This window comes from Croceicoccus marinus, from assembly GCF_001661675.2.
In the GTDB taxonomy this organism is placed as follows: Bacteria; Pseudomonadota; Alphaproteobacteria; order Sphingomonadales; family Sphingomonadaceae; genus Croceicoccus; species Croceicoccus marinus.
Genome location: NZ_CP019602.1, coordinates 768,447 through 791,662, shown reverse-complemented (window position 1 = coordinate 791,662; position 23,216 = coordinate 768,447). Strand labels below are relative to the sequence as shown.

Annotated in this window: 26 protein-coding genes; 10 read left to right on the top strand and 16 right to left on the bottom strand. The window is 67.0% G+C overall.

Going from position 1 to position 23,216, the window contains the following annotated elements:
* Positions 1-12 precede the first annotated feature (12 nt).
* Genes A9D14_RS03785 through A9D14_RS03760 form a run of 6 tightly spaced genes read left to right on the top strand, consistent with a single transcriptional unit; the run spans position 13 to position 6,019 of the window.
* Positions 13-2,931, top strand: a complete 2,919-nt coding sequence (locus A9D14_RS03785) for a monovalent cation/H+ antiporter subunit A (protein ID WP_066843055.1) — start codon at positions 13-15, stop codon at positions 2,929-2,931.
* A complete protein-coding gene (locus A9D14_RS03780; RefSeq protein WP_066843053.1) occupies positions 2,928-3,290 on the top strand; it encodes a Na+/H+ antiporter subunit C in 363 nt (120 codons plus the stop codon). The genes A9D14_RS03785 and A9D14_RS03780 overlap by 4 nt, the downstream gene beginning before the upstream one ends.
* A complete protein-coding gene (locus A9D14_RS03775; RefSeq protein WP_066843051.1) occupies positions 3,290-4,813 on the top strand; it encodes a monovalent cation/H+ antiporter subunit D in 1,524 nt (507 codons plus the stop codon). The genes A9D14_RS03780 and A9D14_RS03775 overlap by 1 nt, the downstream gene beginning before the upstream one ends.
* Entirely contained in the window at positions 4,813-5,304 is a 492-nt protein-coding gene (locus tag A9D14_RS03770; protein WP_066843048.1) for a Na+/H+ antiporter subunit E, read from the top strand. The genes A9D14_RS03775 and A9D14_RS03770 overlap by 1 nt, the downstream gene beginning before the upstream one ends.
* Positions 5,301-5,582 carry a K+/H+ antiporter subunit F gene (locus A9D14_RS03765; RefSeq protein WP_198302043.1) on the top strand — a complete coding sequence of 94 codons (282 nt, stop codon included), beginning with the start codon at positions 5,301-5,303 and terminating at the stop codon, positions 5,580-5,582. The genes A9D14_RS03770 and A9D14_RS03765 overlap by 4 nt, the downstream gene beginning before the upstream one ends.
* Positions 5,583-5,587: 5 nt before the next feature.
* Entirely contained in the window at positions 5,588-6,019 is a 432-nt protein-coding gene (locus tag A9D14_RS03760; RefSeq protein WP_066843047.1) for a Na+/H+ antiporter subunit G, read from the top strand.
* Here A9D14_RS03760 and A9D14_RS03755 read toward each other — a convergent pair.
* Complete coding sequence (locus tag A9D14_RS03755) at positions 5,997-6,788, bottom strand: DUF481 domain-containing protein (protein ID WP_157668126.1); 792 nt, start codon at positions 6,786-6,788, stop codon at positions 5,997-5,999. The two genes, A9D14_RS03760 and A9D14_RS03755, sit on opposite strands and share 23 nt — an antisense overlap.
* Positions 6,789-6,921: 133 nt before the next feature.
* Positions 6,922-7,836: an MBL fold metallo-hydrolase gene (locus A9D14_RS03750; RefSeq protein WP_066843044.1), complete on the bottom strand. Its 915-nt coding sequence runs from the start codon at positions 7,834-7,836 to the stop codon at positions 6,922-6,924.
* An 81-nt stretch (positions 7,837-7,917) separates the two neighbouring features.
* Here A9D14_RS03750 and A9D14_RS03745 point away from each other — a divergent pair, with 81 nt between their 5' ends.
* The 3 genes from A9D14_RS03745 to A9D14_RS03735 are packed head-to-tail and all read left to right on the top strand — an operon-like array spanning position 7,918 to position 9,541.
* Positions 7,918-8,235: an ArsR/SmtB family transcription factor gene (locus A9D14_RS03745; RefSeq protein ID WP_066843042.1), complete on the top strand. Its 318-nt coding sequence runs from the start codon at positions 7,918-7,920 to the stop codon at positions 8,233-8,235.
* 4 nt (positions 8,236-8,239) lie between these two features.
* The gene (locus tag A9D14_RS03740) at positions 8,240-8,755 is read left to right on the top strand and encodes a rhodanese family protein (protein ID WP_066843041.1); all 516 of its coding nucleotides are present in this window, start codon (positions 8,240-8,242) and stop codon (positions 8,753-8,755) included.
* Positions 8,756-8,761: 6 nt separating this feature from the next.
* Positions 8,762-9,541 (top strand): sulfite exporter TauE/SafE family protein, encoded by a 780-nt coding sequence (locus A9D14_RS03735; protein WP_066843040.1) that lies wholly within the window; start codon positions 8,762-8,764, stop codon positions 9,539-9,541.
* 4 nt (positions 9,542-9,545) lie between these two features.
* Here the strand turns inward: A9D14_RS03735 and A9D14_RS03730 are convergent, their stop codons facing one another.
* From A9D14_RS03730 to A9D14_RS03675, 12 genes are all read right to left on the bottom strand, one after another.
* On the bottom strand, positions 9,546-9,821 hold the full coding sequence (locus tag A9D14_RS03730; protein WP_066843039.1) for a hypothetical protein: 276 nt from the start codon (positions 9,819-9,821) through the stop codon (positions 9,546-9,548).
* Between the two features lie 26 nt (positions 9,822-9,847).
* On the bottom strand, positions 9,848-11,161 hold the full coding sequence (locus A9D14_RS03725) for a radical SAM protein (protein ID WP_066848201.1): 1,314 nt from the start codon (positions 11,159-11,161) through the stop codon (positions 9,848-9,850).
* A 32-nt stretch (positions 11,162-11,193) separates the two neighbouring features.
* A complete protein-coding gene (locus A9D14_RS03720; RefSeq protein WP_066843038.1) occupies positions 11,194-11,412 on the bottom strand; it encodes a hypothetical protein in 219 nt (72 codons plus the stop codon).
* Entirely contained in the window at positions 11,409-11,564 is a 156-nt protein-coding gene (gene ccoS / locus A9D14_RS03715) for a cbb3-type cytochrome oxidase assembly protein CcoS (protein ID WP_066843037.1), read from the bottom strand. Before ccoS ends, A9D14_RS03720 begins: the two co-directional genes overlap by 4 nt.
* Entirely contained in the window at positions 11,561-13,711 is a 2,151-nt protein-coding gene (locus tag A9D14_RS03710; RefSeq protein WP_066843036.1) for a heavy metal translocating P-type ATPase, read from the bottom strand. The genes ccoS and A9D14_RS03710 overlap by 4 nt, the downstream gene beginning before the upstream one ends.
* On the bottom strand, positions 13,708-14,154 hold the full coding sequence (locus tag A9D14_RS03705; protein ID WP_066843034.1) for a FixH family protein: 447 nt from the start codon (positions 14,152-14,154) through the stop codon (positions 13,708-13,710). The genes A9D14_RS03710 and A9D14_RS03705 overlap by 4 nt, the downstream gene beginning before the upstream one ends.
* Positions 14,151-15,752, bottom strand: a complete 1,602-nt coding sequence (ccoG, locus tag A9D14_RS03700; RefSeq protein WP_083987609.1) for a cytochrome c oxidase accessory protein CcoG — start codon at positions 15,750-15,752, stop codon at positions 14,151-14,153. Before ccoG ends, A9D14_RS03705 begins: the two co-directional genes overlap by 4 nt.
* Positions 15,739-16,665 carry a cytochrome-c oxidase, cbb3-type subunit III gene (ccoP, locus tag A9D14_RS03695; RefSeq protein ID WP_066843031.1) on the bottom strand — a complete coding sequence of 309 codons (927 nt, stop codon included), beginning with the start codon at positions 16,663-16,665 and terminating at the stop codon, positions 15,739-15,741. Before ccoP ends, ccoG begins: the two co-directional genes overlap by 14 nt.
* Positions 16,655-16,819, bottom strand: coding sequence for a CcoQ/FixQ family Cbb3-type cytochrome c oxidase assembly chaperone (locus A9D14_RS03690; RefSeq protein ID WP_066843029.1), 165 nt, complete (start codon positions 16,817-16,819; stop codon positions 16,655-16,657). Before A9D14_RS03690 ends, ccoP begins: the two co-directional genes overlap by 11 nt.
* Positions 16,816-17,568 (bottom strand): cytochrome-c oxidase, cbb3-type subunit II, encoded by a 753-nt coding sequence (gene ccoO / locus A9D14_RS03685; protein ID WP_066843028.1) that lies wholly within the window; start codon positions 17,566-17,568, stop codon positions 16,816-16,818. The genes A9D14_RS03690 and ccoO overlap by 4 nt, the downstream gene beginning before the upstream one ends.
* Positions 17,569-17,580: 12 nt before the next feature.
* Positions 17,581-19,257, bottom strand: a complete 1,677-nt coding sequence (gene ccoN / locus A9D14_RS03680; protein WP_066843027.1) for a cytochrome-c oxidase, cbb3-type subunit I — start codon at positions 19,255-19,257, stop codon at positions 17,581-17,583.
* A gap of 62 nt (positions 19,258-19,319) precedes the next feature.
* Complete coding sequence (locus A9D14_RS03675) at positions 19,320-20,093, bottom strand: helix-turn-helix domain-containing protein (RefSeq protein WP_066848188.1); 774 nt, start codon at positions 20,091-20,093, stop codon at positions 19,320-19,322.
* Positions 20,094-20,233: 140 nt separating this feature from the next.
* On the opposite strand from A9D14_RS03675, the gene A9D14_RS03670 reads away from it, so the two are divergent.
* Positions 20,234-20,923, top strand: a complete 690-nt coding sequence (locus tag A9D14_RS03670; protein WP_066848186.1) for an OmpW/AlkL family protein — start codon at positions 20,234-20,236, stop codon at positions 20,921-20,923.
* A 72-nt stretch (positions 20,924-20,995) separates the two neighbouring features.
* Here the strand turns inward: A9D14_RS03670 and A9D14_RS03665 are convergent, their stop codons facing one another.
* Together A9D14_RS03665 and A9D14_RS03660 are read right to left on the bottom strand one after the other, a co-directional pair.
* Positions 20,996-21,721, bottom strand: a complete 726-nt coding sequence (locus A9D14_RS03665) for a Crp/Fnr family transcriptional regulator (protein ID WP_083987605.1) — start codon at positions 21,719-21,721, stop codon at positions 20,996-20,998.
* A 72-nt stretch (positions 21,722-21,793) separates the two neighbouring features.
* Positions 21,794-23,215, bottom strand: a complete 1,422-nt coding sequence (locus A9D14_RS03660) for an aldehyde dehydrogenase family protein (protein ID WP_066843026.1) — start codon at positions 23,213-23,215, stop codon at positions 21,794-21,796.
* Position 23,216 lies beyond the last annotated feature (1 nt).

Sequence of the window (23,216 nt, the reverse complement as noted above, 5' to 3'; positions counted from 1 at the left end):
CCGGAGTTCCCGTTGGACTTGCTGCTCATTTCCGCCCTGCCTTTCCTTGGCGCGATCGCCATCGGTCTGGCGGCCCGGGCACCGCGCAATATCCATGCCGTCATCGCGGGCCTGTTCACGCTGGCCGCCTTCGTGCTGGTCATGCTGAAGGCGCCCGCGGTGCTGGCCGGCGAAATTGCGGTCACGCGCATCGCCTGGGTGCCCGCGATCGGGCTGAACGCGCATTACTTCATGGACCCGCTGGGGCTGATGTTCGCGGGGCTGATCCTGGGGATCGGTTTCCTGATCGTTGTCTATGCCAACAGCTATCTTTCCGCCGCCGACAGTTCGGCGCGTTTCCTGACCTTCCTGATGCTGTTCCAGGGCGCGATGCTGGGCATCGTGCTGTCGGACAATATCCTGCTGCTGCTGGTCTTCTGGGAGATGACCAGCCTGTCGTCGTTCCTGCTGATCGGGTTCTGGGGCCATCTGCCCGACGGGCGGCAGGGCGCGCGCATGGCGCTTGCCGTCACCGGCGGCGGGGGGCTGGCGCTGATCGCGGGGCTGGTGCTGCTGGGGCGGATCGCGGGATCGTACGATCTGACGCAGATCCTGCTGGCGAAGGACGCGATCCAGGCATCGCCGCTGTACCCGGTCGCGCTGGTGCTGATCCTGCTGGGCTGCTTCACCAAGTCGGCGCAGTTCCCGTTCCATTTTTGGCTGCCCCACGCGATGGCCGCGCCCACGCCGGTCAGCGCCTATCTGCACAGCGCCACCATGGTGAAGGCGGGCGTGTTCCTGATGGCGCGGCTGTGGCCGGTGCTGGCGGGGACGGATCTGTGGTTCTATCTGGTCGCGACGACCGGGCTGGTGACCATGCTGATCGGCGCGTTCATCGCACTGTTCAAGAACGACCTGAAGGGCCTGCTCGCCTATTCCACCGTCAGCCATCTGGGGCTGCTTACCATGCTGTTCGGTTTCGGCACGCGCATGGCGGCGGTGGCGGGCGTGTTCCACATCATCAACCATGCCACGTTCAAGGCAGCGCTGTTCATGAACGCGGGCATCGTCGACCACGAGGTCGGCACACGCGACGCGCGGCGGCTGGGCGGGCTGGCCGCGCTGATGCCGGTCACCGCGACGCTGGGCACCATCGCGGCGCTGTCGATGGCGGGGGTCCCGCCCTTCAACGGCTTCCTGTCCAAGGAGATGATGCTGGAGGAAGCGGCGCATACCGGCTGGGCGGGGATCGGCTGGCTGGTGCCGGCGGCGGCGACCATCGCCGCGCTGCTGTCGGCGGCCTATTCGTTCCGCTTCATCGCGCATGTCTTCTTCGGATCCAGGCGCGACGATTATCCGAAACCCCCGCATGATCCCGGTATCGGCTTGTGGGGCCCGCCCGCGGTGCTGGTGGTGCTGGTGGTGCTGATCGGCCTGCTGCCCGGGCTGGTGGCCGAACCGTTCGTGAAATCCGTTTCGGCAGCGGTGATCGGCGGCGAGCCGCCCTATTTCTACCTGTCGCTGTGGCACGGGCTGACCCCGGCCCTGCTGATGAGCGCGATCGCGGTGGCGGGCGGCCTTGTGATGCTGTGGCGCCATGGCGCGTTCGACCGGCTGTGGCAGGCCCTGCCGGTCCCCGTCGCAAAGCGCATATTCGACCGCGGCATCTTCGGCCTGGTCTATGCCAGCCGTGTTCTGTCCTATGGCTTCCACAACGGATCGCTGCAGCGCATGCTGTTCGTGCTGTTCGCCTTCGTCATCGTGCTGGGGGTCGAGGGGATGGTCCTGGGATCGCGGCTGTCGGGCGGCTTCGCCGCGGGCGGGCGCGAGACGATCCCTGCCCCGCCGGTCGCCATACTGGCATGGCTGGGACTGGTGGCGGGTACGGTCGCGGTGGTGCTGTCGCACCGGCAGCGCTTCCTCTCGCTGGTCTATATCAGCGTGATCGGGCTGGTGGTGTCGCTTGGCTTCGTATTCCTGTCCGCGCCCGACCTGGCGCTGACGCAGATCTCGGTCGAGACGGTGACGATCCTGCTGCTGCTGCTGGCGCTGCACCTGCTGCCGCGCAGTCCGCCGAGCAGCAGTTCGACCCTGCGCCATGTGCGCGACGCGGTGCTGGGCGTGATCGGTGGCGCGGGCGTGGGCTGGGCCGCGTGGGCGGTGATGACGCGGCCGCAGGGGGACACGATCTCGGCCTTCCACTGGCTGCAGGCGAAGCCGGGCGGCGGCGGGACCAATGTGGTGAACGTCATCCTGGTCGATTTCCGCGGCTTCGACACTTTTGGCGAGATAATCGTGCTGGGCATCGCGGCGCTGGCCATATTCGCACTGCTGCAACCGGCGGGGCGCGGCATTTCCGGCCGCCGCCTGCTGGCGCTGATGGACGGCATCATCCGATCGCCCGAACGGCATCCGATGATGCTGGTCGTCGCCGGACGCCTGATCCTGCCGATGGCGATGGTGGTGGGCCTGTATATATTCCTGCGCGGCCACAACATGCCGGGCGGCGGGTTCATCGCGGGTCTGGTATTCTCTATCGCGATGCTGATCCAGTACATGGCATCGGGCTTCGAATGGGCCGAAGAACGCCGCCGGATCGAGCGGCACGCACTGATCGCGGCGGGCGTGCTGACCGCGGCGGCGACCGGCGCGGGATCGCTGGCCTTCGGCAAGCCGTTCCTGACCAGTTCCTATGGCTATTTCCACATCCCGCTGGTGGGCGAGATCGAGCTGGCGACCGCGCTGCTGTTCGACATCGGCGTCGCGCTGACCGTGGTGGGCGCGGTGATGCTGGCGCTGGCGCAGCTGGCCAACGCCACCCAGCGCGCCGAGCAGGCGGGCGGGTCGCAGCACCCGATGGACATCGATCCCAGCCGCGAGGATGCGCGCGAGAAAGCCGCACGCGCAAAGGATGCGCCCGGACAGGGTGCAGGGGCGGAGGCACCGCAATGAGCGTCGAATTCCTGGTTGCCAGCGCCATCGGCGTGCTGACCGCGGGGGGCATCTATCTGACCTTGCGGGGGCGCACCTTTCCGGTGGTGCTGGGCATCGCCATGCTGTCCTATGCGATCAACGCGTTCCTGTTCTCGATGGGCAGGCTGGTGGTGGACAAGCCGCCGATCTACGCCAAGGGCGCGGAATACACCGATCCGCTGCCGCAGGCGCTGGTGCTGACGGCCATCGTGATCTCGTTCGGCATGACCGCGCTGGTGGTGGTGCTGGCGCTGCGCAGCTTTCTTGAAAGCGGGACCGACCATGTCGACGGAACGGTCGAGGATGTCGACCTGACCGATGGCGAGGCCAATCACTGATGCTGACCATCGTCCCGATCCTGCTGCCGGCGGTGGTCGCAGCCATCACGCTGATCCGCATGGTCCGCACCACGCGGCTGGGCGCGATCTTCTCGCTGGCGTCCAGCGCCGCGCTGGTCGCGGTCGCCATCGCCCTGTTCGCCGAGGCGTCGGACGGGGTGATCCGTGTCTACCGCCTGGGCGACTGGCCCGCGCCCTTCGGCATCGTGCTGGTGCTGGACCGGCTGTCGACGATGATGGTGCTGCTGACCAATGTGCTGGCGCTGTGCGTGCTGGTCCACTCGGTCGTCACGCAGCTTGACCGGCGGGGCTGGCATTTCCACCCGATGTTCCAGTTCCAGCTGCTGGGGCTGAACGGCGCGTTCCTGACGGGCGACCTGTTCAACCTGTTCGTGTTCTTCGAAGTGCTGCTGATCGCCAGCTATGGGCTGATCTTGCATGGACAGGGCGCGGCGCGGCTGCAGGCGGGCGTGCAATATGTGGTGGTCAACCTGGTCGGATCGACGCTGTTCCTGATCGCGCTGGGTATCCTGTACGGCACCACGGGCACGCTCAACATGGCCGACATGGCGCTGCGGGTCGCCGCCGCGCCTGCAGGCGACCAGCCGCTGATCCGCATCGGCGCGCAGGTGCTGATCGTGGTCTTCGCGCTCAAGGCCGCGCTGCTGCCGCTGCAGCTGTGGCTGCCGCGCGCCTATTCCAGCACCTCCGCCCCGGTGGCGGCGCTGTTCGCGATCCTGACCAAGGTGGGCGTCTATTCGATCCTGCGCACCACCGTGCTGATCTTCGGGGCAGACGCGGGCGCGGCGGCGTGGGCACCAGCGGCCTGGATGCTGCCCGCGTCGCTGCTGACCATCGTGGCGGGCTTCGTCGGGGTGCTGGCGGCCAAGGACATGCGGCTGATGGCGGCGTTCGGCATCATCGGATCGACCGGCACGCTGCTGTCGGCCATCGCGCTGTTCCAGCCCGACACGGTCGCGGCGGGGCTGTATTACCTGCCGCATTCGGTGCTGGCGGGCGCGCTGATGTTCCTGGTCGCCGATCTGGTGGCGCGTGCGCGGGGCGACACCGACGACGCGCTGACCCCCGACGGGCCGTTCGCGCGCATGGGGCAATATGGCGCGCTGTTCATGCTGGCGGCGATCGCGCTGGCCGGCCTGCCGCCGCTGTCGGGCTTCATCGGCAAGCTGCTGATCCTGGCGGCCAGTGCGGACGCGCCGTTCGCCGCGTGGATCTGGGCCGCGATCCTGGGCGGGACCTTCCTGGCGATCCTGGGGCTGGCTCGGGCGGGCAGCATATTGTTCTGGAAATCGCGCGACGGGGGAGAGCTGACCGCTTCGCGCATTTCCGCGTGGGCCAGCGCGCCAGCCTGGGTGCTGTGCGCGCTGCTGGCGGCGCTGACCCTGTTCGCGGGCCCCGTCACCCGCAATGCCGAGGCGACGTCGGCGCAGATCTTCGCTGTCGGCGGCTATGTCAATGCGGTACTGGTCGACCAGCCCGCGTTCGAGATGGAGGCCAAGTGATGATGCGGCGCCTGTTCCCCCACCCCGCCCTGGCCGGATTGCTGGTGCTGGTCTGGCTCCTGCTGGCCAACAGCCTGGGCGTCGGGACCATCCTGATGGCGCTGCTGGTCGGTTTCCTGGTGCCGCTGTTCACCGCGCCCTATTGGCGGGACAAGCCGCTGATCAACCTGGGCATGCCGCTTGTGGGCTATATCGGGCTGGTCATGTGGGACATACTGATCGCCAATTTCCAGGTGGCCTGGCTGATCCTGTTCCGCCGCAACCGCGATCTCAACAGCTGCTGGCTGGTGATCCCGCTGGACATCAGACGGCCCGAGGCGATCACCACGCTGGCCGGCACGATCAGCCTGACGCCCGGCACCGTGTCGGCGGACGTGTCCGCCGATGGCCACGCGCTGCTGGTCCACGCGCTGGACGCCAGCGATCCGCAGGCCGAAGTGGCCCGGATCAAGTCCCGATACGAAGCCCGCCTGAAAAGGATATTCCGATGATCAGCCCCATCCTGGCACTGGCCATAACGCTGGGCTTCGTCATGATCGGCCTGGCCATCTTGCTCAACGTCTGGCGCCTGTTCGCGGGGCCGACGCGCGGGGACCGGATCCTGGCACTGGACACGATGGTCATCAATTCGATCGCGCTGATCGTGTTGTTCGGCATCAACGAGGGCACGACGATGTATTTCGAATCCGCCCTGCTGTTCGCCATGGTCGGCTTCGTCGGAACGGTCGCCTATGCCAAGTTCCTGCTGCGCGGCGATATCGTGGAGTGACGGATATGACGGTCATCGCCGACATCCTGGTCGCAGCGCTGATCCTGCTGGGCGGCGCGTTCGCGCTGATCGGGTCGTGGGGGCTGGTGCGGCTGCCGTCGCTGATGACGCGGCTGCACGGGCCGACCAAGGCGACCACGCTGGGGGTGGGCGGCGTGCTGGTCGCCTCGATGATCTATTTCCCGGTCCATCACGGGCTCTATACCGCGCACGAGCTGCTGATCACGCTGTTCCTGTTCATCTCGGCCCCGATCACCGCCAACATGATCGCCAAGGCGCATCTGCACCGCCAGGGCACGCGGATCGATCCCAACCCCGCCGACAATATCCAGGAAGGCCTGCCGGAAAGCGAGATCTGGGCCACCTTCCATGTCGAGACGGCGAACGGGACCGAGGATGCCGGTTCCGACCTGGTCAAAGACCTGGAACGACGCTGAGCCGGGTGATGGTGTCCCATCCGGTCGAGTCGGTAAGCGTGGTCTTCGCCTCGTCCAGCACCAGCGTCACATGCTCGCAAAAGGCCAGCGTGTCGGTGATGTCCCTGCTGAAATCGGTGTCGAGGAACACGGCCAGGCGGTTTTCTGCGGTTCCGTCGGTAAAGCGCGTCTGGCGCGTGGCCGGCCCGCCCGATGCTTCCCGGTCTATGGCGTCGGTGTCCACGATCTGATAGCCCGCCTCGACCACTTCGGTGAAGCGGCGCCCGATGCCCTGGAACGGATTGCGCGCATAGGCCAGCGAGCCGAAGGCGAAGACCGGCGAATCGCGAAAGTCGCGCCGCGCGCGATAGGCGCCGTTCAGCGGTACCTCGGTCCGTTCGCCATCGACCTCGCGCAGGTTGAAATCGGCCGAGAAGCGATGTTCCCACAGATTGTTCCTGCGGGTCAGCTCGGCCCCCGCATAGGCGCCCCACTCCCAGGTATTGCCGGTCTCGAGGCTGGCGCCGAACGAGCCTTCGTCCTCCCAGCTCTTCAGGAAGCCCGCGACGTCGGCGGGATAGAGGCGCTTGGCGATATCCTCGATGGTGTCGCGCTCCGACGCATTGGCCTCGCGGTAGATGATGGCAAGCTGGTCGGGAAGGCCCTGTGCCGGCGTCTGGGCTTGCGCCTGCCGGGCGGAAAGGACAAGCACGAGGACAAGGACGAGGGCTGGAGGCGCGGGGCTTGCCGACAGGGCGGTTCCGATCCTGTCCCTCGCCCTTGATCGCATCGCATGTTCGCCCCTGTAGCCGTCCGCCCCATCCGGACGCGGGCGGCGGGCCGCGGCCATCGGGCATTGTCCTCAGTATGGGCCGGGGCATCTGGGTGTATCTTCAGGGGTATCGTGGGGCTGTCTTCGCGCTTCAGGACCCGGTGGCAGCCTCGTCCCGATGCGCGTCGCCCCTGATCTTCACCGGAATGCGCAGGAACTGGACGCCGTTCTCCTCCGCCTGCGGGAAGCGCCCTGCCCTGATATTGACCTGGATCGATGGCAGCAGCAGGCGCGGCGCGGACAGCGTGGCGTCGCGCGCCTCGCGCATCGTGACGAACTCGTCCTCGGTCACGCCGTCGTGGACGTGGACGCTGTGCTGGCGCTGCTCCCCTACGGTCGTTTCCCAGCGATAGTCGTCGCGGCCTGGCGCCTTGTAGTCGTGGCACATGAACAGGCGCGTATCGTCCGGCAGGGCGAGCAGCCGGCGCATCGAGCGATAGAGCTGCCGCGCGTCGCCGCCGGGGAAATCGGCGCGGGCCGTGCCGTAATCGGGCATGAACAGTGTATCGCCGACGAACACCGCATCGCCGATCCGATAGGCGACATCGGCGGGAGTATGGCCGGGGGTGTGGATGACCTCCACCTCCAGATCGCCGATGGGAAACCGCTCGCCATCGGCGAACAGGCGGTCGAAGTCCGATCCGTCGGTCTTCATCTCGTCAAAGGCGAACATCGGTCGGAAGATCTTCTGCACGTCGCGGATATGCTCGCCAATGCCGATCAACGCGCCGGTCTTCGCCTTGATGAAGGGCGCGGCGGACAGGTGATCGGCGTGGGCATGGGTTTCGAGCACCATGGCGACGGTCCAGCCCTGCGCCTGTGCCCGCGAAAGGATGCGGCGGGCCGAGGCGACATCGACCTCTCCGCTGGCAAGGTCGAAATCGAGCACGGGGTCGATCACGGCGGCGGTCTTCGTCGCCGGATCGACGACCAGATAGCTGATCGTGTTGGTGGGCCGATCGAAGAAAGCCTCGATGACGGGTTCGGCGGATGTGGGTTCAGTCATGGAAAAACCTCTCGTTTCTGTCCTTGACTATATATATTAGCATGTTCTATATTAGCAGTACATAATATGAAAGAACGCACAATGCTCAAACTCCCGATGGATCTCGCCGCCTTCGAACGAAAGGCAGGTGGCGTGGCGCAGCTGCTGAAGGCGATCGGCAATGGCCGCCGCCTGATGGTGCTGTGCAAGCTGGTCGAACATGGCGAGCGGACGGTGAACGACCTTTCGGCCGATGTCGGCCTGTCGCAGTCCGCCCTGTCGCAGCACCTTGCGAAGATGCGCGACGAAGGCCTCGTCGCGTTCCGGCGGGAGAGCCAGACGCTGTGGTACCGGATCGCCGATCCGCGGACCGAGACGCTGCTGGCGGTGCTCTACCAACTCTATTGTCAGGAGGACTGATCCCATGACCATGACCCCCATCTCGCCGCGCGAAGCCAAAAGGCTGATCGAAAGCGGCGCGGCGCTTGTCGACATTCGCGGACCCGACGAATTCGCCCGCGAAAGCATCCCCGGTGCGCGCAACGTGCCGGTGACTGACATCGACCGCATGGAAAGGACCGGCGCGCCGGTGGTGTATCACTGCCGCTCGGGCGCGAGGACGCAGGCCAATGCGGCGCGCCTGTCGGCTGCCGCCGGTGCGGATTGTTACATGATCGAAGGCGGGCTCGACGCGTGGCGGCAGGCCGGTTTCGACGTGGCGAAGGACACCGGCCAGCCGCTCGAGCTGATGCGGCAGGTGCAGATCGCGGCGGGTTCGCTGGCGCTGCTGGGCGTGGTGCTGGGCTTTCTGGTCGGCCCCGGCTTCTTCGGCCTGTCGGCTTTCGTCGGCGCGGGGCTGATGGTCGCGGGGATCACCGGATGGTGCGGCATGGCGACCATGCTGCGGCACATGCCGTGGAACCGGCGCATGGCGGGCTGATGCAGGATGACCGCCATCCAGATCGCGTTGGCGCTGCTGTCGGGCGGGGTGATCGGCACCGTGCTGGGGCTGGTTGGCGGCGGCGGATCGATCCTGGCGGTGCCGCTGCTGGTCTATGTGGTCGGCATCGGCTCCACCCATGCGGCGATCGGCACGGCGGCGGTAGCGGTCACGGCCAATGCGCTGGCCAGCCTTGCCGGTCATGCGAAAGGCGGGATGGTCAAATGGCCCTGCGCCATCGTGTTCGCGGCGGCCGGGATCATCGGCGCAGCCATCGGGGCCGAGATCGGCAAGTCGGTCGACGGCACGCGCCTGCTGATGCTGTTCGGCCTGCTGATGATCGGGGTCGGCCTCTCGATGCTGCGCGGGCGCAGGCGCGCCGACGATCCCGATGTGCGGCTGTCGCGCGGCACCGCACGCGTATTGTTGCCGCGCCTCGTGCCGCTGGGGCTGGGAGTCGGTCTGGCGGCGGGGTTCTTCGGGATCGGCGGCGGCTTCCTGATCGTGCCCGCGCTGATCGCGGCGACCGCCATGCCGTTCGCCTACGCCGTCGGCACTTCGCTGGTGGTGGTGACGGCGCTGGGACTGACCACGGCGACATCCTATGCGCTGTCGGGTTATGTCGACTGGCCGACGACCGCGCTGCTGGTGGCGGGCGGGATCGGCGGGGCCGTTGTGGGGATCGTTGCCGGCCAAAGGCTTTCGGGACACAAGACGCTGATGGAAAGGGCTTTTGCGGTGCTGGTGATCGCGGTCGGCCTCTATATCGCCGCGGGCGCGATCTGAACCGTCAGAGCGAGGCGTCGGTGACGAGATTGGCATCGCCGCCCATCACGAACAGCCAGACGACCAGTGCGCCTATCCATCCGGCGTTGAACACGATGATCGCTGTCCATACCGCGCCATCGCTTGCCCGCCTCTTGCCCGGCCCGCGCGTAAGCTCGCTCGAAGAATGCCTGGCGAACACCGCCGCCACGTCGCGCGGATGCAGCAGCAGCCAGATCCCCGCGAGCAGGCTGGCGGCGGCGAGGATGCCGACCAGAGCGGGAAAGAACCAGAGTGGCATGGAAACTCCTTTGCTTGCGGGCCGGGTCAGACCGCCGAACTGAACCGCCGCGGCGAGTGCTGGCGATAGGGATCGAGCAGCGCGGCGATGGTCCGCGCATAGGGCAGTCCGTCCGCCATGATCTCGAGCTGCTCGCCCGACAGCAACACCAGCCCGCGTTCCAGGAACGGTTCGAGCGCGTGGCAGATCGCGGGCGACATCAGCGGGCGGATCCGCGCACGGCCCGAACACAGCAGCCTCTCGATCACATCGCCGCGCAGGCGGTCTCCGGCGCTGCGGTGGATGCCGCGTTCGGTAGCCAGATGGCCCGCCCCGGCGCGCATGCGATAGCGGCCGCTGTTCTTCTGATTCTGCGCCAGCAGATGCGGGAAGGAGCTGATCGCCGATGCGCCCAGCCCGATCAGATTGGGCGCGTCGTCGTCGGTGAAGCCCTGGAAATTGCGGTGCAGCGTCCCCTCGATCGCCGCGCGCGCCAGCGGATCGCCGCCCGCGCGCGCGAAATGGTCGAAGCCGACCGGCATGTAGCCATGCGTCACCAGATAGGCAAAGCCCAGGCTGGCCATGGCGAAACGCTCGGCCTGATCGGGCATGTCGCTGTCGTCGATGGCGCGCTGGCGCGGGATCACGTGCGGCACATGGGCATAGCCGAACAGCGCGATCCGGTCCGCGCCCAGCACCCGGGTGCGCTGAAGGCTGTCGAGCAGATCGTCGCGGTCCTGCCCCGGCAGCCCGTACATCAGGTCGAAGTTCAGCGAGGAGACCCCCGCATCGCGCAGCATGTCGGTGGTGCGCAGGATCATGTCCTCTGACTGGACACGGCCGATCCGCTGCTGGCAATGCGCGGCGAATGTCTGCACGCCCAGGCTGGCGCGCTGGATGCCGACGCGTTCGATCACCGTCCCCCATTCCCGCGACATGGTGCGCGGGTCGAGTTCGATTGACCAGATGGGGTCCGACAGGCCGAAGCGGATCGTCAGCGCATCGACCAGCCGGACGAAATCGGTCGGCGCGATGGCATTGGGACTGCCGCCGCCGAAGGACACGCGCCGCACCCGCGTGCCGGGGGGCAGCAGCGCCGAAACCGTCTCGATCTCGCGGTGCAAGGCGTCGAGATAGCTTTCCAGCCGGTGCCGCCGCCCCGCCGCGCCGGTGTTGCACCCGCAATAGAAGCAGATCTTCTCGCAGAACGGGATATGGACATAGAGAGAGACGTCGCCCTCCACCGTCTGCAGCGCATGGCGATAGGCGCCCGGCTCGATCTCCGCGAACTCGGCGGCGGTCGGGAAGCTGGTGTAGCGCGGGACAGGTGCCGCGAGCAGGTCGGGATGATAAGGCCACATGCCAGCCTGTTTCGCGCGGCCCGCCCCTGTCGTCATTGCGATGGATCAAATTGCTTGCGGTTGCATCCGGCATGGCACGCCTTGGCGGGGCACGGCGGCGGCATGGCGGGATCCTTGCCGGGGATCGGGATCTCGACCGTGCGGCTCTGCGCGCCGGAACAGATGGTGACGTGCATGGTCGCGGCCGATGGAGGCGGGCTGCCGATGGCCAGCGGCAGCAGGGCGACCAAGGCAAAGGCGGGCGCGATCATGCGTCCTCACCTTCCTCGTCGTCGATCAGGATGCGATTGGCCGCGCCGTCCAGATCCTCGAACTGGCCGTCGCGCATCGCCCAGAAGAACAGCGCCAGCCCCGCCCCGCCCATGCCCAGCGCGACCGGGATGAGATAGACGAGCACGCTCATGGCCGGTGGTCCCGTGCCGCGCGCGCCAGTCGCAGCGAGTTGCCCACGACGACCAGCGAGCTGAGCGACATCGCGACCGCTGCGATAAGCGGCGTGACCATGCCCGCCAGCGCCAGCGGAACCGCAAGGATGTTGTAGCCGATCGCGAAGCCGAAGTTCTGCCGCACGATGGCCATGGTGCGCCGGGCGACCTGCACCGCCAGCGCGGCGGGCATCAGCCTTTCGCCGATGAAGACCGCGTCGGCCGCCTGCTGGCTGGCGTCGCTGGCGGTGCCCGGCGCGATCGAGGCATGCGCGGCGGCAAGCGCCGGACCGTCGTTCAGCCCGTCGCCGACCATCAGCGGGCGATGACCGGCGGCCTTGAGGGTTGCGAGCGCTTCCAGCTTGCCCGTGGGCGAGATGCCGCCTTCGCCGGGAATGCCGAGATCCGCCGACATGCGCGCCACGGCGGCGGCGCTGTCGCCGGACACGATGCTGGCATCGACGCCGAGGCTCCGGAGCCGGGCCAGCACAGCGGGCGCATCGGGGCGCAGCCGGTCCGCGAAGCGGACGAGGGCCGCATCATCGCCGATCCGCAATTGCACCCGAGGGCCCTCGCCCCCCGCCTGCGGGCGTTCGAGCGCCACGTCACGCATGCCGATCCTGCCCGAAATACCGACGCCTTCCACCTCGCGAATGTCGGTCACTTCGGTAGGCACGATCCCTTCCGCCATCAGCGATTTCGCGAGGCCGATGCTGAGCGGATGGCGGCTTGCCTGTGCCAGCGCCAGGGCGGCGGCCTTCTGCTCGGCTGACAGACCGCCGGTGTCGGCGCGCATCTCGCCCAGGGTCAGCGTGCCGGTTTTGTCGAACAGGGCGATGTCGACCTCGGCCAGCCGTTCCAATGCGCTGCCGTCCTTGACCAGCAGGCCCTGCCGGATCAGCGCGCCCGAAGCGACCACTTGCGCGGCGGGCACCGCCAGCCCCATCGCGCAGGGACAGGTGATGATCAGCACCGCGATCGCGATCACCAGCGACTGGTGCCAGCCCGCCCCCGCGATCATCCAGCCGATGAACGCCAGCGCCGCCAGCGAATGCACCGCCGGCGCATAGAGGCGCGAGGCGCGGTCGGCGATGCGGACATAAAAATTGCGCGACTGCCCCGCCTCGTCCATCAGCCGCGCGATCTCGGCAAGCGCGGTATCGCTGCCGGTGCGGGTGACGCGCACGCGGATCGGGTGCATCAGGTTGATCGCGCCTGCATGGACCGCTGATCCCTCCGCGACCTGTTCGGGCGTGCTTTCGCCGGTCAGCATCGCGTTGTCGATGGTGGCCCCGCCGCCTTCCAGTCCGCCACCTTCCAGCACGCCGTCGGCGGCCAGCGCCTCGCCCGCCGCGACCAGCATCAGCATGCCTGGCTCCAGCGCGTCGGCCGTTACCCGGCGAACCGATCCGTCGGGCTGGACCACGCCCGCGCTGCGTCCCATCCGCCCCAGCAGCGCGCCGATGCCCGCGCGGGTGCGTCCGCGCATCGCCGCATCCAGCGCGCGGCCCGCCAGCAGGAAGAACAGCAGCATCACCGCGCCGTCGAAATAGGCATGCTCTCCGCCCGTGACGGTTTCATAGAGGCTGAGGCCTGTCGCCAGCAGCACGCCGATGGAGATCGGCACGTCCATGTTGGTCCGGCGATAACGCAGCGCCATGGCGGCGGAGGCAAAGAAGGGCCGTCCCGCAAAAGCGACGACCGGCAGGGCGATGATCGCTGACAGCCAGTGGAACAGGTCGCGCGTCACCCCGCCCGCGCCCGACCAGACGCTGACCGACAGCAGCATGATGTTCATCATGCCGAACCCCGCCACCGCCAGCGCGCGCAGCAGCGCGCGGGTTTCGCGCTCGTCCCGGACCAGCGGATCGGCGGCGGCGGCCTGCCCCTCGAAGCCCAGATGGCGCAGCGCCTTTACCAGATCGTCCTCGTCCAGCGAGGGGCCGTGCCGCACCGCCACGCGTTTCGCGGAGAAATTGACGCGCGCCTGCTCGACGCCCTCCAGCGCGTTCAGCCCGCGCTCGATCTTGGCGATGCAGCCCGCGCAGCGCATGCCGGGCACGGTGAGGCGCGTGTCCAACAGCGGCGCGGCGGCGGCGCGGTCGATAACGGCGGGCGCGTTCATTCGATGTGGACCTCCCTGGCCCAGCGGTCGCCGCCCCCCTCGATGGCGATGCGCGCGATCCAGCGGCCTGCCGCGACGGGGGTTGTCGAGACGAGCGTGCCCGGCGCTGAGGCGTCGAAGGCGAGTTCGGTCGTCTCGGGCTCGCCCAGCGGGCGGCGAATTTGTGCAGTGACGTCTGCGCCATCGGGCACGCCGTGCGGGGCCAGCGCGATGGTGCCGTCCCGCTGCCGCTTTACATCGACGCTCCAGCCCAGCGCTTGCTGCTTGCGCGCCTGATCCAGCCAGCCGTTGTATTTCTGGCTGGCGACATAGGAATTCTCGACCACCACGCCGCCGAAGCCGCGCGTCGCCAGCGTCGCCATCGACAGGTTGACTGCGATGACGATGCCAAAGCCGCCGACCAGCACGGCGGTCATGTGGCGTCCGGTGAATTCGCTTTTCATTGGCTGTCTCGCGGTTGGCCGGCTTCGGGTGCGGAGAACCGGGTTTCGACGGAATCGGTTTCGCGCTGTTCGTCCTGCGATGTGATACGAAAGGCGAAGTCACGCTCGCCCGTCCCGGCAGGGGCCATGACATAGGCGCGCATGGTGCGCGTCTGGTCGGCGGGCACGGTCATCACCTGGGCCGGGGCGGCATCGTCGCGGCCGATCGTGTCGGACCACATCACGCCGCCGGGCAATCCCTCCAGCGCGATCGCCATGTCGCGGGGGCGGCTTTCCATGTTGCGCAGCTTCAGCGTGAAGGAATTGCGGATCGACCCGTCGCTCATCAGCATGAAGGGCGGGTTGCGGTCGGGCGAGACGGTGAGGCCCGTGTGGCTGCGCACGCCCAGCGCGAACAGCAGCGCAAGGCCGATGCTGCCCCAGATCAGCGAATAGGCGATGGTGCGCGGCCGCAGCAGCGTGCGCCATGGCGAGCGCGGGGTTTCCCCCCTCGCCTCGCGCTCGCAATCCTCCAGCGTGGCATAGTCGATCAGCCCGCGTGGGCGCCCGACCTCGGCCATCACGCGGTCGCAGGCGTCGATGCACAGCGCGCAGGTGATACAGCCGATCTGCGGTCCTTCGCGTATGTCGATGCCGGTCGGGCAGACCGCGACGCACAGGTTGCAGTCGATGCAGTCGCCGAACTCGCCGGGATGCTTTCGCGCCTTCTTGACGCTGCCGCGCGGTTCGCCGCGCCAGTCCTTGTAGGTGACGATCAGCGATTTCTCGTCCAGCATGGCGCTCTGGATGCGGGGCCAGGGGCACATGTAGATGCACACCTGCTCGCGCATGAAGCCGCCCAGCACCACCGTGGTCAGAGTCAGCACCGCCACGGTGATATAGGCGACGGGGGCCGCATCGCCCGCGAAGAAGTCGCGGAACAGGGTCGGCGCATCGGCGAAATACAGGATCCACGCGCCGCCGGTGGCAAAGCCGATCACGGCATAGATCGTCCACTTGAACGCGCGGCGCAGAACCTTGCCCCATGTCCACGGCGCGGCGTCGAGGCGCATTCGCGCGTTGCGGTCGCCGTCGACGAAGCGGTCGACATGCTGGAACAGGTCGGTCCACACCGTCTGCGGACAGGCATAGCCGCACCATGCACGCCCCACCGCGCTGGTGACGAGGAACAGGCCGATCCCCGCCATGATCAAAAGCCCTGCGACAAAATAGAATTCGTGGGGCCAGATCTCTATCCCGAACATGTAGAAGCGGCGGTTCGCCAGGTCGACCAGCACCGCCTGGTCGGGTGCATAGGGGCCGCGGTCCCAGCGGATCCACGGGGTCACGTAATAGATCGCCAGCGTGACGATCATCATCGCCCATTTGAACCGGCGGAACGGCCCGTCGATGCGCTTGTTGTGCACCGCCTGGCGCTTTTCATAGAGCTTTTCGGGCAGGTGCGCGCGCTCGGGCTCGTGCGGTTCGTGGCGGTGCGTGGCCGCGCCGGGATCGGCGACGGCGCTGCTGACCGGGCGGTTCGTCCTGGCGACGCCGTCCTCGACCGCGACATCGGTGTCGCGGTCGTTCTTTCCGGCTGGGCCGTCAGGGCTGTTCATCGACCTCGACCGCCGGATCCGCGGCGACCTCCACGAAATCCTCGCCGCCGCCAAGCGAGTGGACATAGGCGGCCAGCATCTTGATCGTCACCGGGTCGAGCCGCCCCTCCCATTTTGGCATCATGCCCAGCCGCGGATTGAGCACCTGCCTGCGAATGTCCTCGCGCGTGCTGCCGCGCAGCCAGATCGCATCGTTCAGGCTGGGCGCGCCGAATTCGCGGCTGCCCTCGCCGCGCGCGCCATGGCAGACCGCGCAATTGTCGGCGAAAGTCTGAGCGCCCAGCGCGCTGCCCTCGGCCTTGCCGCTCAGCGACAGGACATGGCTTACCACCGCTTCCACCTGCGCGGGTTCCAGCATGCCCTCGAAGGCGGGCATGATGCTCATCCGGGTCTCGTCATGGCCGGCCTGCCGGATGCCATGGGTCAGCGTGTATTCGATGGCGCGCAGATCGCCGCCCCACAGCCAGTCGTCGTCGTTGAGGTTGGGATAGCCCAGGTTCTGGCTGCCCGCCGCGCCCGATCCGTGGCACTGCACGCAATTGACCTTGAACGCGGCATTGCCGCCCGCGACCGCCTGCGCCATCAGCGCGCTGTCCTCGGGCAGGCGCTCGATCGGAATGCGGGCGAGCCGGTCGCGCACGCCCTGCCTGGCGAGATCGGCGGCGCTGATCTCTTTCGCCAGCTGTCCGCGGCTGGACCAGCCGAGCACGCCTTCGGTGGCCTTGTCCACCATCGGCCAGGCGGGAAAGGCGATGACATAGAAGATGGCGAAGACGATCGTGAGATAGAAGGTCCACAGCCACCAGCGCGGCATGGGGGTGTCGAGCTCCTCGATACCGTCCCATTCGTGGCCGACGGTCTCGGTGCCCGTCGGCTCGTCGATACGCTTACCGGTGGGGCGCTTATTCGCCATCGTTCTCGTCCTTGAAGATTAGGTTCGCGGCGGCGCGGTTGTGCTGCTTCGCGCCCGGGCGGAAAGGCCAGGCGCACAGCGTTACGAAGATCGCCAGCATTACCACCAGCCCATAGCTGTCGGCGAAATGGCGCAGGGTTTCATAGACGCTCATCGGCCCGTCTCCTCCGCAAGCTCTTCCTGCGCGGCGGCGCTGCCGAAATCGACCAGCGTACCCAGCATCTGAAGATAGGCGACCAGCGCATCCATCTCGGTCAGCTGCTGCGGCTGCCCGTCGAAATCACGCACCTGAGCCCTGGGGTAGCGGGCCAGGAATTCATCGACATCGCCGCCCGCTTCGGGATTGGCCTGCAGGATCATGTCCTGGCGCGCCTGCGCGATGTCGCGGTCCGAATAGGGCACGCCGACGCGGCGCAGCGCGACCAGGTTCGCCGCCGGATCGTGCACCTCAAGCTCGCTTTCCAGCAGGAAGCCGTATTGGGGCATCACGCTTTCGGGCACCACGCTCTGCGGGTTTTCAAGGTGCTGGACGTGCCATTCGTCGGAATAGCGGCCGCCCACGCGCGCCAGGTCCGGCCCGGTGCGCTTCGATCCCCACTGGAACGGGTGGTCGTACATGCTTTCCGCGGCCAGGCTGTAATGGCCATAGCGCTCCACCTCGTCGCGGAAGGGGCGGACCATCTGGCTGTGGCAGGAATAGCAGCCCTCGCGGATATAGATGTCGCGCCCGGCCTGCTCCAGCGGGGTATAGGGGCGCATCCCCTCGACCTCCTCGATCGTGTTGTCGATCCAGAACAGCGGGGCGATTTCCACCAGCCCGCCGATGGCGACGGCCACGAAGGTGGCCACGGACAGCAGCGTGATGTTGCGCTCGAGCTTCTTGTGGCGTTCGGTCATGCTCATGGTCGGCGTTCCTTATTCGGCCGGAACGGCAATTGGGTCGGAATGGACGATCGGGCGGTCGGCCCGCGGATCGTAGGACGCGTCGGTCATCGGCGCCTCCTCGCGCAGCCTGCCGGCCAGCGTCATCCAGACATTGAAGCTCATGATCGCGGCGCCGGAGAGATAGAGCAGCCCGCCGAACGCGCGCATCAGATACATCGGGTGCAGCGCGGCAACCGTATCGGCAAAGCTGTTCACCAGATAACCATCGGGCCCGTATTCGCGCCACATCAGCCCCTGGGTCACGCCCGCCACCCACATGCTGGCGGCGTAGAAGACGATGCCGATGGTCGCGAGCCAGAAGTGCCAGTTGATCATGCGCAGCGAGTACATCCGCTCGCGCTTCCACAGCCGAGGGACGAGGTAGTACATGCAGGCGAAGGTGATCATGCCGTTCCAGCCCAGCGCGCCGGAATGGACGTGGCCGATGGTCCAGTCGGTATAGTGCGACAGGCTGTTGACGCTCTTGATCGACAGCATCGGCCCCTCGAAGGTGCTCATGCCGTAGAATGCGAGCGCCATGACCATCATGCGGATGATCGGGTCGGTGCGCACCTTGTCCCATGCGCCGTTCAGCGTCATCAGACCGTTGATCATGCCGCCCCAGCTGGGCATCCACAGCATGACCGAGAACACCATCCCCAGCGTCTGCGCCCAGTCGGGCAGCGCGGTATAGTGGAGGTGGTGCGGACCCGCCCAGATGTAGAGGAAGATCAGCGACCAGAAGTGGATGATCGACAGGCGGTAGCTATAGACCGGACGCTCTGCCTGCTTGGGCACGAAATAATACATCATCGCGAGGAAGCCGGCAGTCAGGAAGAAGCCGACCGCGTTATGGCCGTACCACCACTGGGTCAGTGCATCCTGCACCCCGGAAAAGGCGCTGTAGCTGCGCGATCCGACGAGACTGACCGGAATCGCCAGATTGTTGACCACATGCAGCATCGCGATGGTCACGATGAAGGCCAGATAGAACCAGTTCGCGACATAGATATGCGGTTCGTGGCGGCGGATGATGGTGCCGATGAACACCGCGCCATAGGCGATCCACACGATGGTCAGCCACAGGTCGACGTACCATTCGGGCTCGGCATATTCCTTGGACTGGGTGACGCCAAGGAGATAGCCGGTCGCCGCCAGCACGATGAACATCTGGTAGCCCCAAAACACGAAGCGCGCGAGGCCGGGGAACGCCAGCTGCGTGCGGCAGGTGCGCTGCACGACGTAAAAGCTGGTCGCGATCAGCGCGTTGCCGCCGAACGCGAAGATCACCGCGCTGGTGTGGAGCGGGCGCACGCGGCCGAAGTTCAGGTAAGGCTCGAAATTCAGCTGCGGAAAGGCCAGCTGCGAGGCGATGAACACGCCGGCCAGCAGGCCCGCCATGCCCCAGAACATCGTCGCGATGACGCCCCAGCGAATGACATCGTCGTCATAGCGCGACGGGCCCTCGGGCATCTTGAAGAACCCCTGCGCCTTGCCGAGCGGGTCGAAGCGCGCCGCGCTCATCGCCATCAGCGCAAAGGCGGTGATGCCGACGATCACCGCATGGGCGGCAAAGCCGCTGTCCGCCGCCGTCATGAAGACCAGTATCGATATGATCAGGACCGCGAACCAAAGTCCGGTGCGGCCGATTGCAGCTTCCGCGTGCATGGAAATCTCCGTCCGTTTGGATGCGGCCTAGGGAGCGCGGGCGGGCGTTTCGTTGATGCAGGTCAAATTGACGATTTTGTCAGCGCGCCCGCCGACAGATGGCCCGCCGACAGATGGCCCGCCGGCAGATGGCCCGCGCGCGCCGCAAGCCCCGGCAGGTCGAGCAGGCGGATCCGCGAGCGTCCCGACGTCGCGAGCAGCCCTGCGTCGCGCAATTCGCCCAGCTGGCGGCTGATCGTCTCGATCGTCAGGCCCAGGCTGTCGGCGATGTCACGGCGCGTCATGGGCAGGTCGAGCAGGCAGCCCTCATCGTCCGGCACGCCGATGCGCTCCGCCATGCCGACAAGGAAGCTCGCCACCCGTTCCTGCGCGGTCTTGCGGCCCAGTGCGATGGTCTTTTCGCGCGAGCGGGCCAGCGCGCGCAGCGTGCGGGTCAGCAATTCGTGGCCGAGCGCCGCATCGCTTCGCGCCAGTTCGAACAGCGGGTCGGCGGCGAAGGCCACCATCTCGCACGCACCCAGCGCGTAGAGCGTGTAGCCATGCGCCGCGCGCGCAGGGACGAGCACCAGATCGCCCGCGAAATGGAACGAGAGCACCTGGTCGCGCTGTTCCGAAGCATGCGCGACCAGCCTGACCGATCCGTGCGCGATATGGACGATGCGGCTTCGGGTGCATGGGGAAAAGACCGCCTCGCCGCCGATGGCGCTGACGGGCTGGGCGAGTTCACGCAGCCGAAGCCGCGCCACCTCAGAGACTTCGGACGGCAGGACATCCGCCACGAAGCGGTCGATGGGTTGCTCGCAAATCGCTGGCGGAGCGCTTCGAAGGGTCTGCATCCTTTTCACGCTGTTCGCAAAGGCGCGTCGCATCATTGATGTGGGTCAATGAATGCGCGGAGCTGCGCGGGCATCTGGCCTCCAGCGACGCAACAATCCTGGGCCGCACGGGGCGGTCACTGCGCCGCCGGGAATATTCGATGAAACTGCCCGTTACGATTGGTGCCCTTACTCTCGCCGCGCTGGCCGCGCCGCTATCTGCCCAAGCGCAGGACCGCGCCGGTCAAGGAAGTGGGGGCCATGTGCAGGTGAAGGCGTTCGTCACCGGCGTATTGCCCGACGGCAAGATCAGCGATGTCGAAACGGATATCGTCGGCCTGCCCGCCGATACGCAGACCAAGGCCAACGACAATGTCGTGCCGACGATTGCCATCGAATATTTCTTTACCGATGCGATCTCGGTGGAGACGATCTGCTGCCTCACCCAGCACGACGTCGACGGCACGACAGGCCTGCCGGGGGCGGAACTAGTGTCCGATGCCAAGCTGGTGCCCGCGACGGTCACGCTGAAATATCACGCCGATCTGGGCGCGGTGAAGCCCTATGTCGGCGCGGGTCCGGCCTATTTCATCTGGATCGACGAACAGCCGGGCGCGGCGACGCTGCCGCTGGGCGTGACCGATTTCCGGATGTCGGACGAATTGGGCGTCGCGCTGCAGGCGGGCGTCGACATTCCGCTGAACGACAGCGGCCTTGCGGTCAGCATCGATGCCAAGCGCTATTTCATCGACACCACGGCGCGCTGGTATGCGGGCGATACGCTGGCGATCCAGACCGAGCACAAGCTCGACCCCTGGGTGATCGGCGCAGGGCTTGCCTATCGCTTCTGAATCGGGGGATGCCCGGAAGCGAGAGGCAGCACCGGGGCGCCGCTTCACGACCGGCGGCGTCCCGGTGCATTCCTATTCGGCGCGGTCCGCCAGCGCCTGCCAGTCGAGGATGGTGATGTCGCGGCGGCCCGATATGCCGATCAGCCCGTCCTTCTTCATGCGCGTGAACTGGCGGCTGACGGTCTCGATGGTCAGCCCCAGCACATCGGCGATCTGCTGGCGCGAGAGGGGCAGTTCGATCCGGCGCGGCGCCCCGCCCGGCACGAAGCCGCAGGACGCGGGCGCAAGCCTCTCCGCCGTTTCCAGCAGGAAGCTGGCCAGTTTCTGCTCGGCATTCATGCGGCCCAGCAGCAGCATCCAGCGCCGCGTGCGGTCGAGTTCGGACAGGGTGCGTTCCAGCAGGCGGTGCTCAAGCTTCGGGTGTTCCCGCGCGAAGCGGTCGAAATCGGCGCGGTAGAACACGCAGATCTCGGTCGGGACCAGCGCCTCGACGCCGTAGCTGTTGGTCTCGCCGAACGGCCGCCCCAGAAAGTCGGAGGGATAGGCAAGACCCAGGATCTGCTCCTTGCCGGCCGCAGTCTCCGAAGAGAGCTTCAGCACACCCTCGATCACATTGGCGACGAGGACGGCGTCGTCGCCTTCCCACAGCAATTGCTCGCCCGCGTCGATCCTGCGGCGGCGGCCGATGCTGTTGAGCAGGCCGATTTCCGTGTCGTCGAGGTCGGCGCAGATCGCGCGATTGCGCACCGCGCAGGCCTGGCAGAAATTCACCGGGCGATTGCTGTCCTGGCTGTCCATGGATGTGCCATAGAGCAATGACGGCTGCGTTCAACTCGCAATGGCCGTCACTGCCTGTGGTGGCCGCCCGCGTCAGGCCTCTGCGAAGGGCACCGCGTTGACGATATGCGCCTGCGTATATTCCTTCAGCCCGTCGTCGCCCAGTTCGGTCCCAAGGCCCGATTGCTTGGATCCGCGGAACGGGATGCGCGGATCGATGGCAAGATATTGGTTCACCCAGACCGTGCCGGTGTCGATCTTCTTCGCCACCTCGGTCGCGCGGTCCAGATCCTTGCCCCAGACCGTGCCGCCAAGGCCGTATTCCGACGCATTGGCGCGCGCGATCACCTCGTCGATGTCGTCATATTTCAGGATCGGCAGGACGGGTCCGAACTGCTCCTCGCGCACCAGTCGCGCATCGTCGGGCAGGTCGCGCACGATGGTCGGCGGCATGAAATAGCCGTCGCGGTCCAGCGGTTCGCCGCCCGCGATCACCTTGCCGTGCAGCTTGGCATCCTCGACCAGTTCCTTGACCCGGTCGAACTGCTGGCGGTTCTGGATCGGGCCGATCGTGGTGCCCTGCTTGGATCCGTCGTCGACGATCGCCTCTTCCGCAAGCCGGGCGACTTCCTCGCAAAAGGCGTCGTACATGTTGGCGGGCACATAGGCGCGCTTGACCGCGACGCAGATCTGGCCCGCATTGGCCATCGCGCCTTCATAGACCTTTCTGGCGACGGCCTTGGGGTCGAGATCGTCGAGCACGATCGCGGCATCGTTGCCGCCCAGTTCCAGCGTGACGCGCTTCACCATGGCGGCGGCCGAGGCCATCACCTTCTTGCCCGTGGCGGTGGAACCGGTGAAGGCGATCTTGGCGACATCGGGATGCCCGGTCAGCTTCGCGCCAAGCTCGTTCTCGTCGCAGATCACGTTGAACACGCCTGCAGGCAGGATCTCACTGGCAAGCTCGGCGAACAGCAGGCTGGTCAGCGGGGTGGTCGGCGCGGGTTTCAGCACCATGGTGTTGCCGGTGACCAGCGCCGGGGCCAGCTTCTGCATCAGCAGGATCATCGGGAAGTTCCACGGCGTGATCGCCGCGACCACGCCAAGCGGGGTGCGGTGTTCGGTGACGGTGTTGCCGTTCTTGTCGCGCAGCGTGACCGGATCGGCCCGTTTGTCCATGAAGGCGCGAAGCACGAACAGGCAGCCGATCATCTCGCCCATCGCCTGCCTTGTCGGCTTGCCCTGCTCCATCGTCAGCAGCGAGGCGAATTCCGCCGTCCGCGCCTCGAGCGCGTCGGCCAGCCTGCCCAGCAGCGCGCCGCGTTCGTCCGCATCGGTCGCAGCCCATGCGGGAAACGCCGCCTTCGCCGCGGCAACCGCTTCGTCCAGCTGCGCCTCGCTGGCCTTGGGGCACTGCGCGAAGGCCTTGCCCGTGGCGGGGTTCACCACGTCGAAACTGCCCGCGCCGCCGTCCACCAGCGATCCGCCGACAAGAAGCTTCATTTGCTTGTCCATG

Excerpts from the sequence above, each read along its gene's own strand:
- A9D14_RS03780 (WP_066843053.1), top strand. The coding sequence starts at position 2,928 with ATGAGCGTCGAATTCCTGGTTGCCAGCGCCATCGGCGTGCTGACCGCG.
- A9D14_RS03775 (WP_066843051.1), top strand. The coding sequence starts at position 3,290 with ATGCTGACCATCGTCCCGATCCTGCTGCCGGCGGTGGTCGCAGCCATC.
- A9D14_RS03770 (WP_066843048.1), top strand. The coding sequence starts at position 4,813 with ATGATGCGGCGCCTGTTCCCCCACCCCGCCCTGGCCGGATTGCTGGTG.
- A9D14_RS03765 (WP_198302043.1), top strand. The coding sequence starts at position 5,301 with ATGATCAGCCCCATCCTGGCACTGGCCATAACGCTGGGCTTCGTCATG.
- A9D14_RS03760 (WP_066843047.1), top strand. The coding sequence starts at position 5,588 with ATGACGGTCATCGCCGACATCCTGGTCGCAGCGCTGATCCTGCTGGGC.
- A9D14_RS03755 (WP_157668126.1), bottom strand. The coding sequence starts at position 6,788 with ATGCGATCAAGGGCGAGGGACAGGATCGGAACCGCCCTGTCGGCAAGC.
- A9D14_RS03750 (WP_066843044.1), bottom strand. The coding sequence starts at position 7,836 with ATGACTGAACCCACATCCGCCGAACCCGTCATCGAGGCTTTCTTCGAT.
- A9D14_RS03745 (WP_066843042.1), top strand. The coding sequence starts at position 7,918 with ATGCTCAAACTCCCGATGGATCTCGCCGCCTTCGAACGAAAGGCAGGT.
- A9D14_RS03740 (WP_066843041.1), top strand. The coding sequence starts at position 8,240 with ATGACCATGACCCCCATCTCGCCGCGCGAAGCCAAAAGGCTGATCGAA.
- A9D14_RS03735 (WP_066843040.1), top strand. The coding sequence starts at position 8,762 with ATGACCGCCATCCAGATCGCGTTGGCGCTGCTGTCGGGCGGGGTGATC.
- A9D14_RS03730 (WP_066843039.1), bottom strand. The coding sequence starts at position 9,821 with ATGCCACTCTGGTTCTTTCCCGCTCTGGTCGGCATCCTCGCCGCCGCC.
- A9D14_RS03725 (WP_066848201.1), bottom strand. The coding sequence starts at position 11,161 with ATGTGGCCTTATCATCCCGACCTGCTCGCGGCACCTGTCCCGCGCTAC.
- A9D14_RS03720 (WP_066843038.1), bottom strand. The coding sequence starts at position 11,412 with ATGATCGCGCCCGCCTTTGCCTTGGTCGCCCTGCTGCCGCTGGCCATC.
- ccoS (WP_066843037.1), bottom strand. The coding sequence starts at position 11,564 with ATGAGCGTGCTCGTCTATCTCATCCCGGTCGCGCTGGGCATGGGCGGG.
- A9D14_RS03710 (WP_066843036.1), bottom strand. The coding sequence starts at position 13,711 with ATGAACGCGCCCGCCGTTATCGACCGCGCCGCCGCCGCGCCGCTGTTG.
- A9D14_RS03705 (WP_066843034.1), bottom strand. The coding sequence starts at position 14,154 with ATGAAAAGCGAATTCACCGGACGCCACATGACCGCCGTGCTGGTCGGC.
- ccoG (WP_083987609.1), bottom strand. The coding sequence starts at position 15,752 with ATGAACAGCCCTGACGGCCCAGCCGGAAAGAACGACCGCGACACCGAT.
- ccoP (WP_066843031.1), bottom strand. The coding sequence starts at position 16,665 with ATGGCGAATAAGCGCCCCACCGGTAAGCGTATCGACGAGCCGACGGGC.
- A9D14_RS03690 (WP_066843029.1), bottom strand. The coding sequence starts at position 16,819 with ATGAGCGTCTATGAAACCCTGCGCCATTTCGCCGACAGCTATGGGCTG.
- ccoO (WP_066843028.1), bottom strand. The coding sequence starts at position 17,568 with ATGAGCATGACCGAACGCCACAAGAAGCTCGAGCGCAACATCACGCTG.
- ccoN (WP_066843027.1), bottom strand. The coding sequence starts at position 19,257 with ATGCACGCGGAAGCTGCAATCGGCCGCACCGGACTTTGGTTCGCGGTC.
- A9D14_RS03675 (WP_066848188.1), bottom strand. The coding sequence starts at position 20,093 with ATGCAGACCCTTCGAAGCGCTCCGCCAGCGATTTGCGAGCAACCCATC.
- A9D14_RS03670 (WP_066848186.1), top strand. The coding sequence starts at position 20,234 with ATGAAACTGCCCGTTACGATTGGTGCCCTTACTCTCGCCGCGCTGGCC.
- A9D14_RS03665 (WP_083987605.1), bottom strand. The coding sequence starts at position 21,721 with ATGGACAGCCAGGACAGCAATCGCCCGGTGAATTTCTGCCAGGCCTGC.
- A9D14_RS03660 (WP_066843026.1), bottom strand. The coding sequence starts at position 23,215 with ATGGACAAGCAAATGAAGCTTCTTGTCGGCGGATCGCTGGTGGACGGC.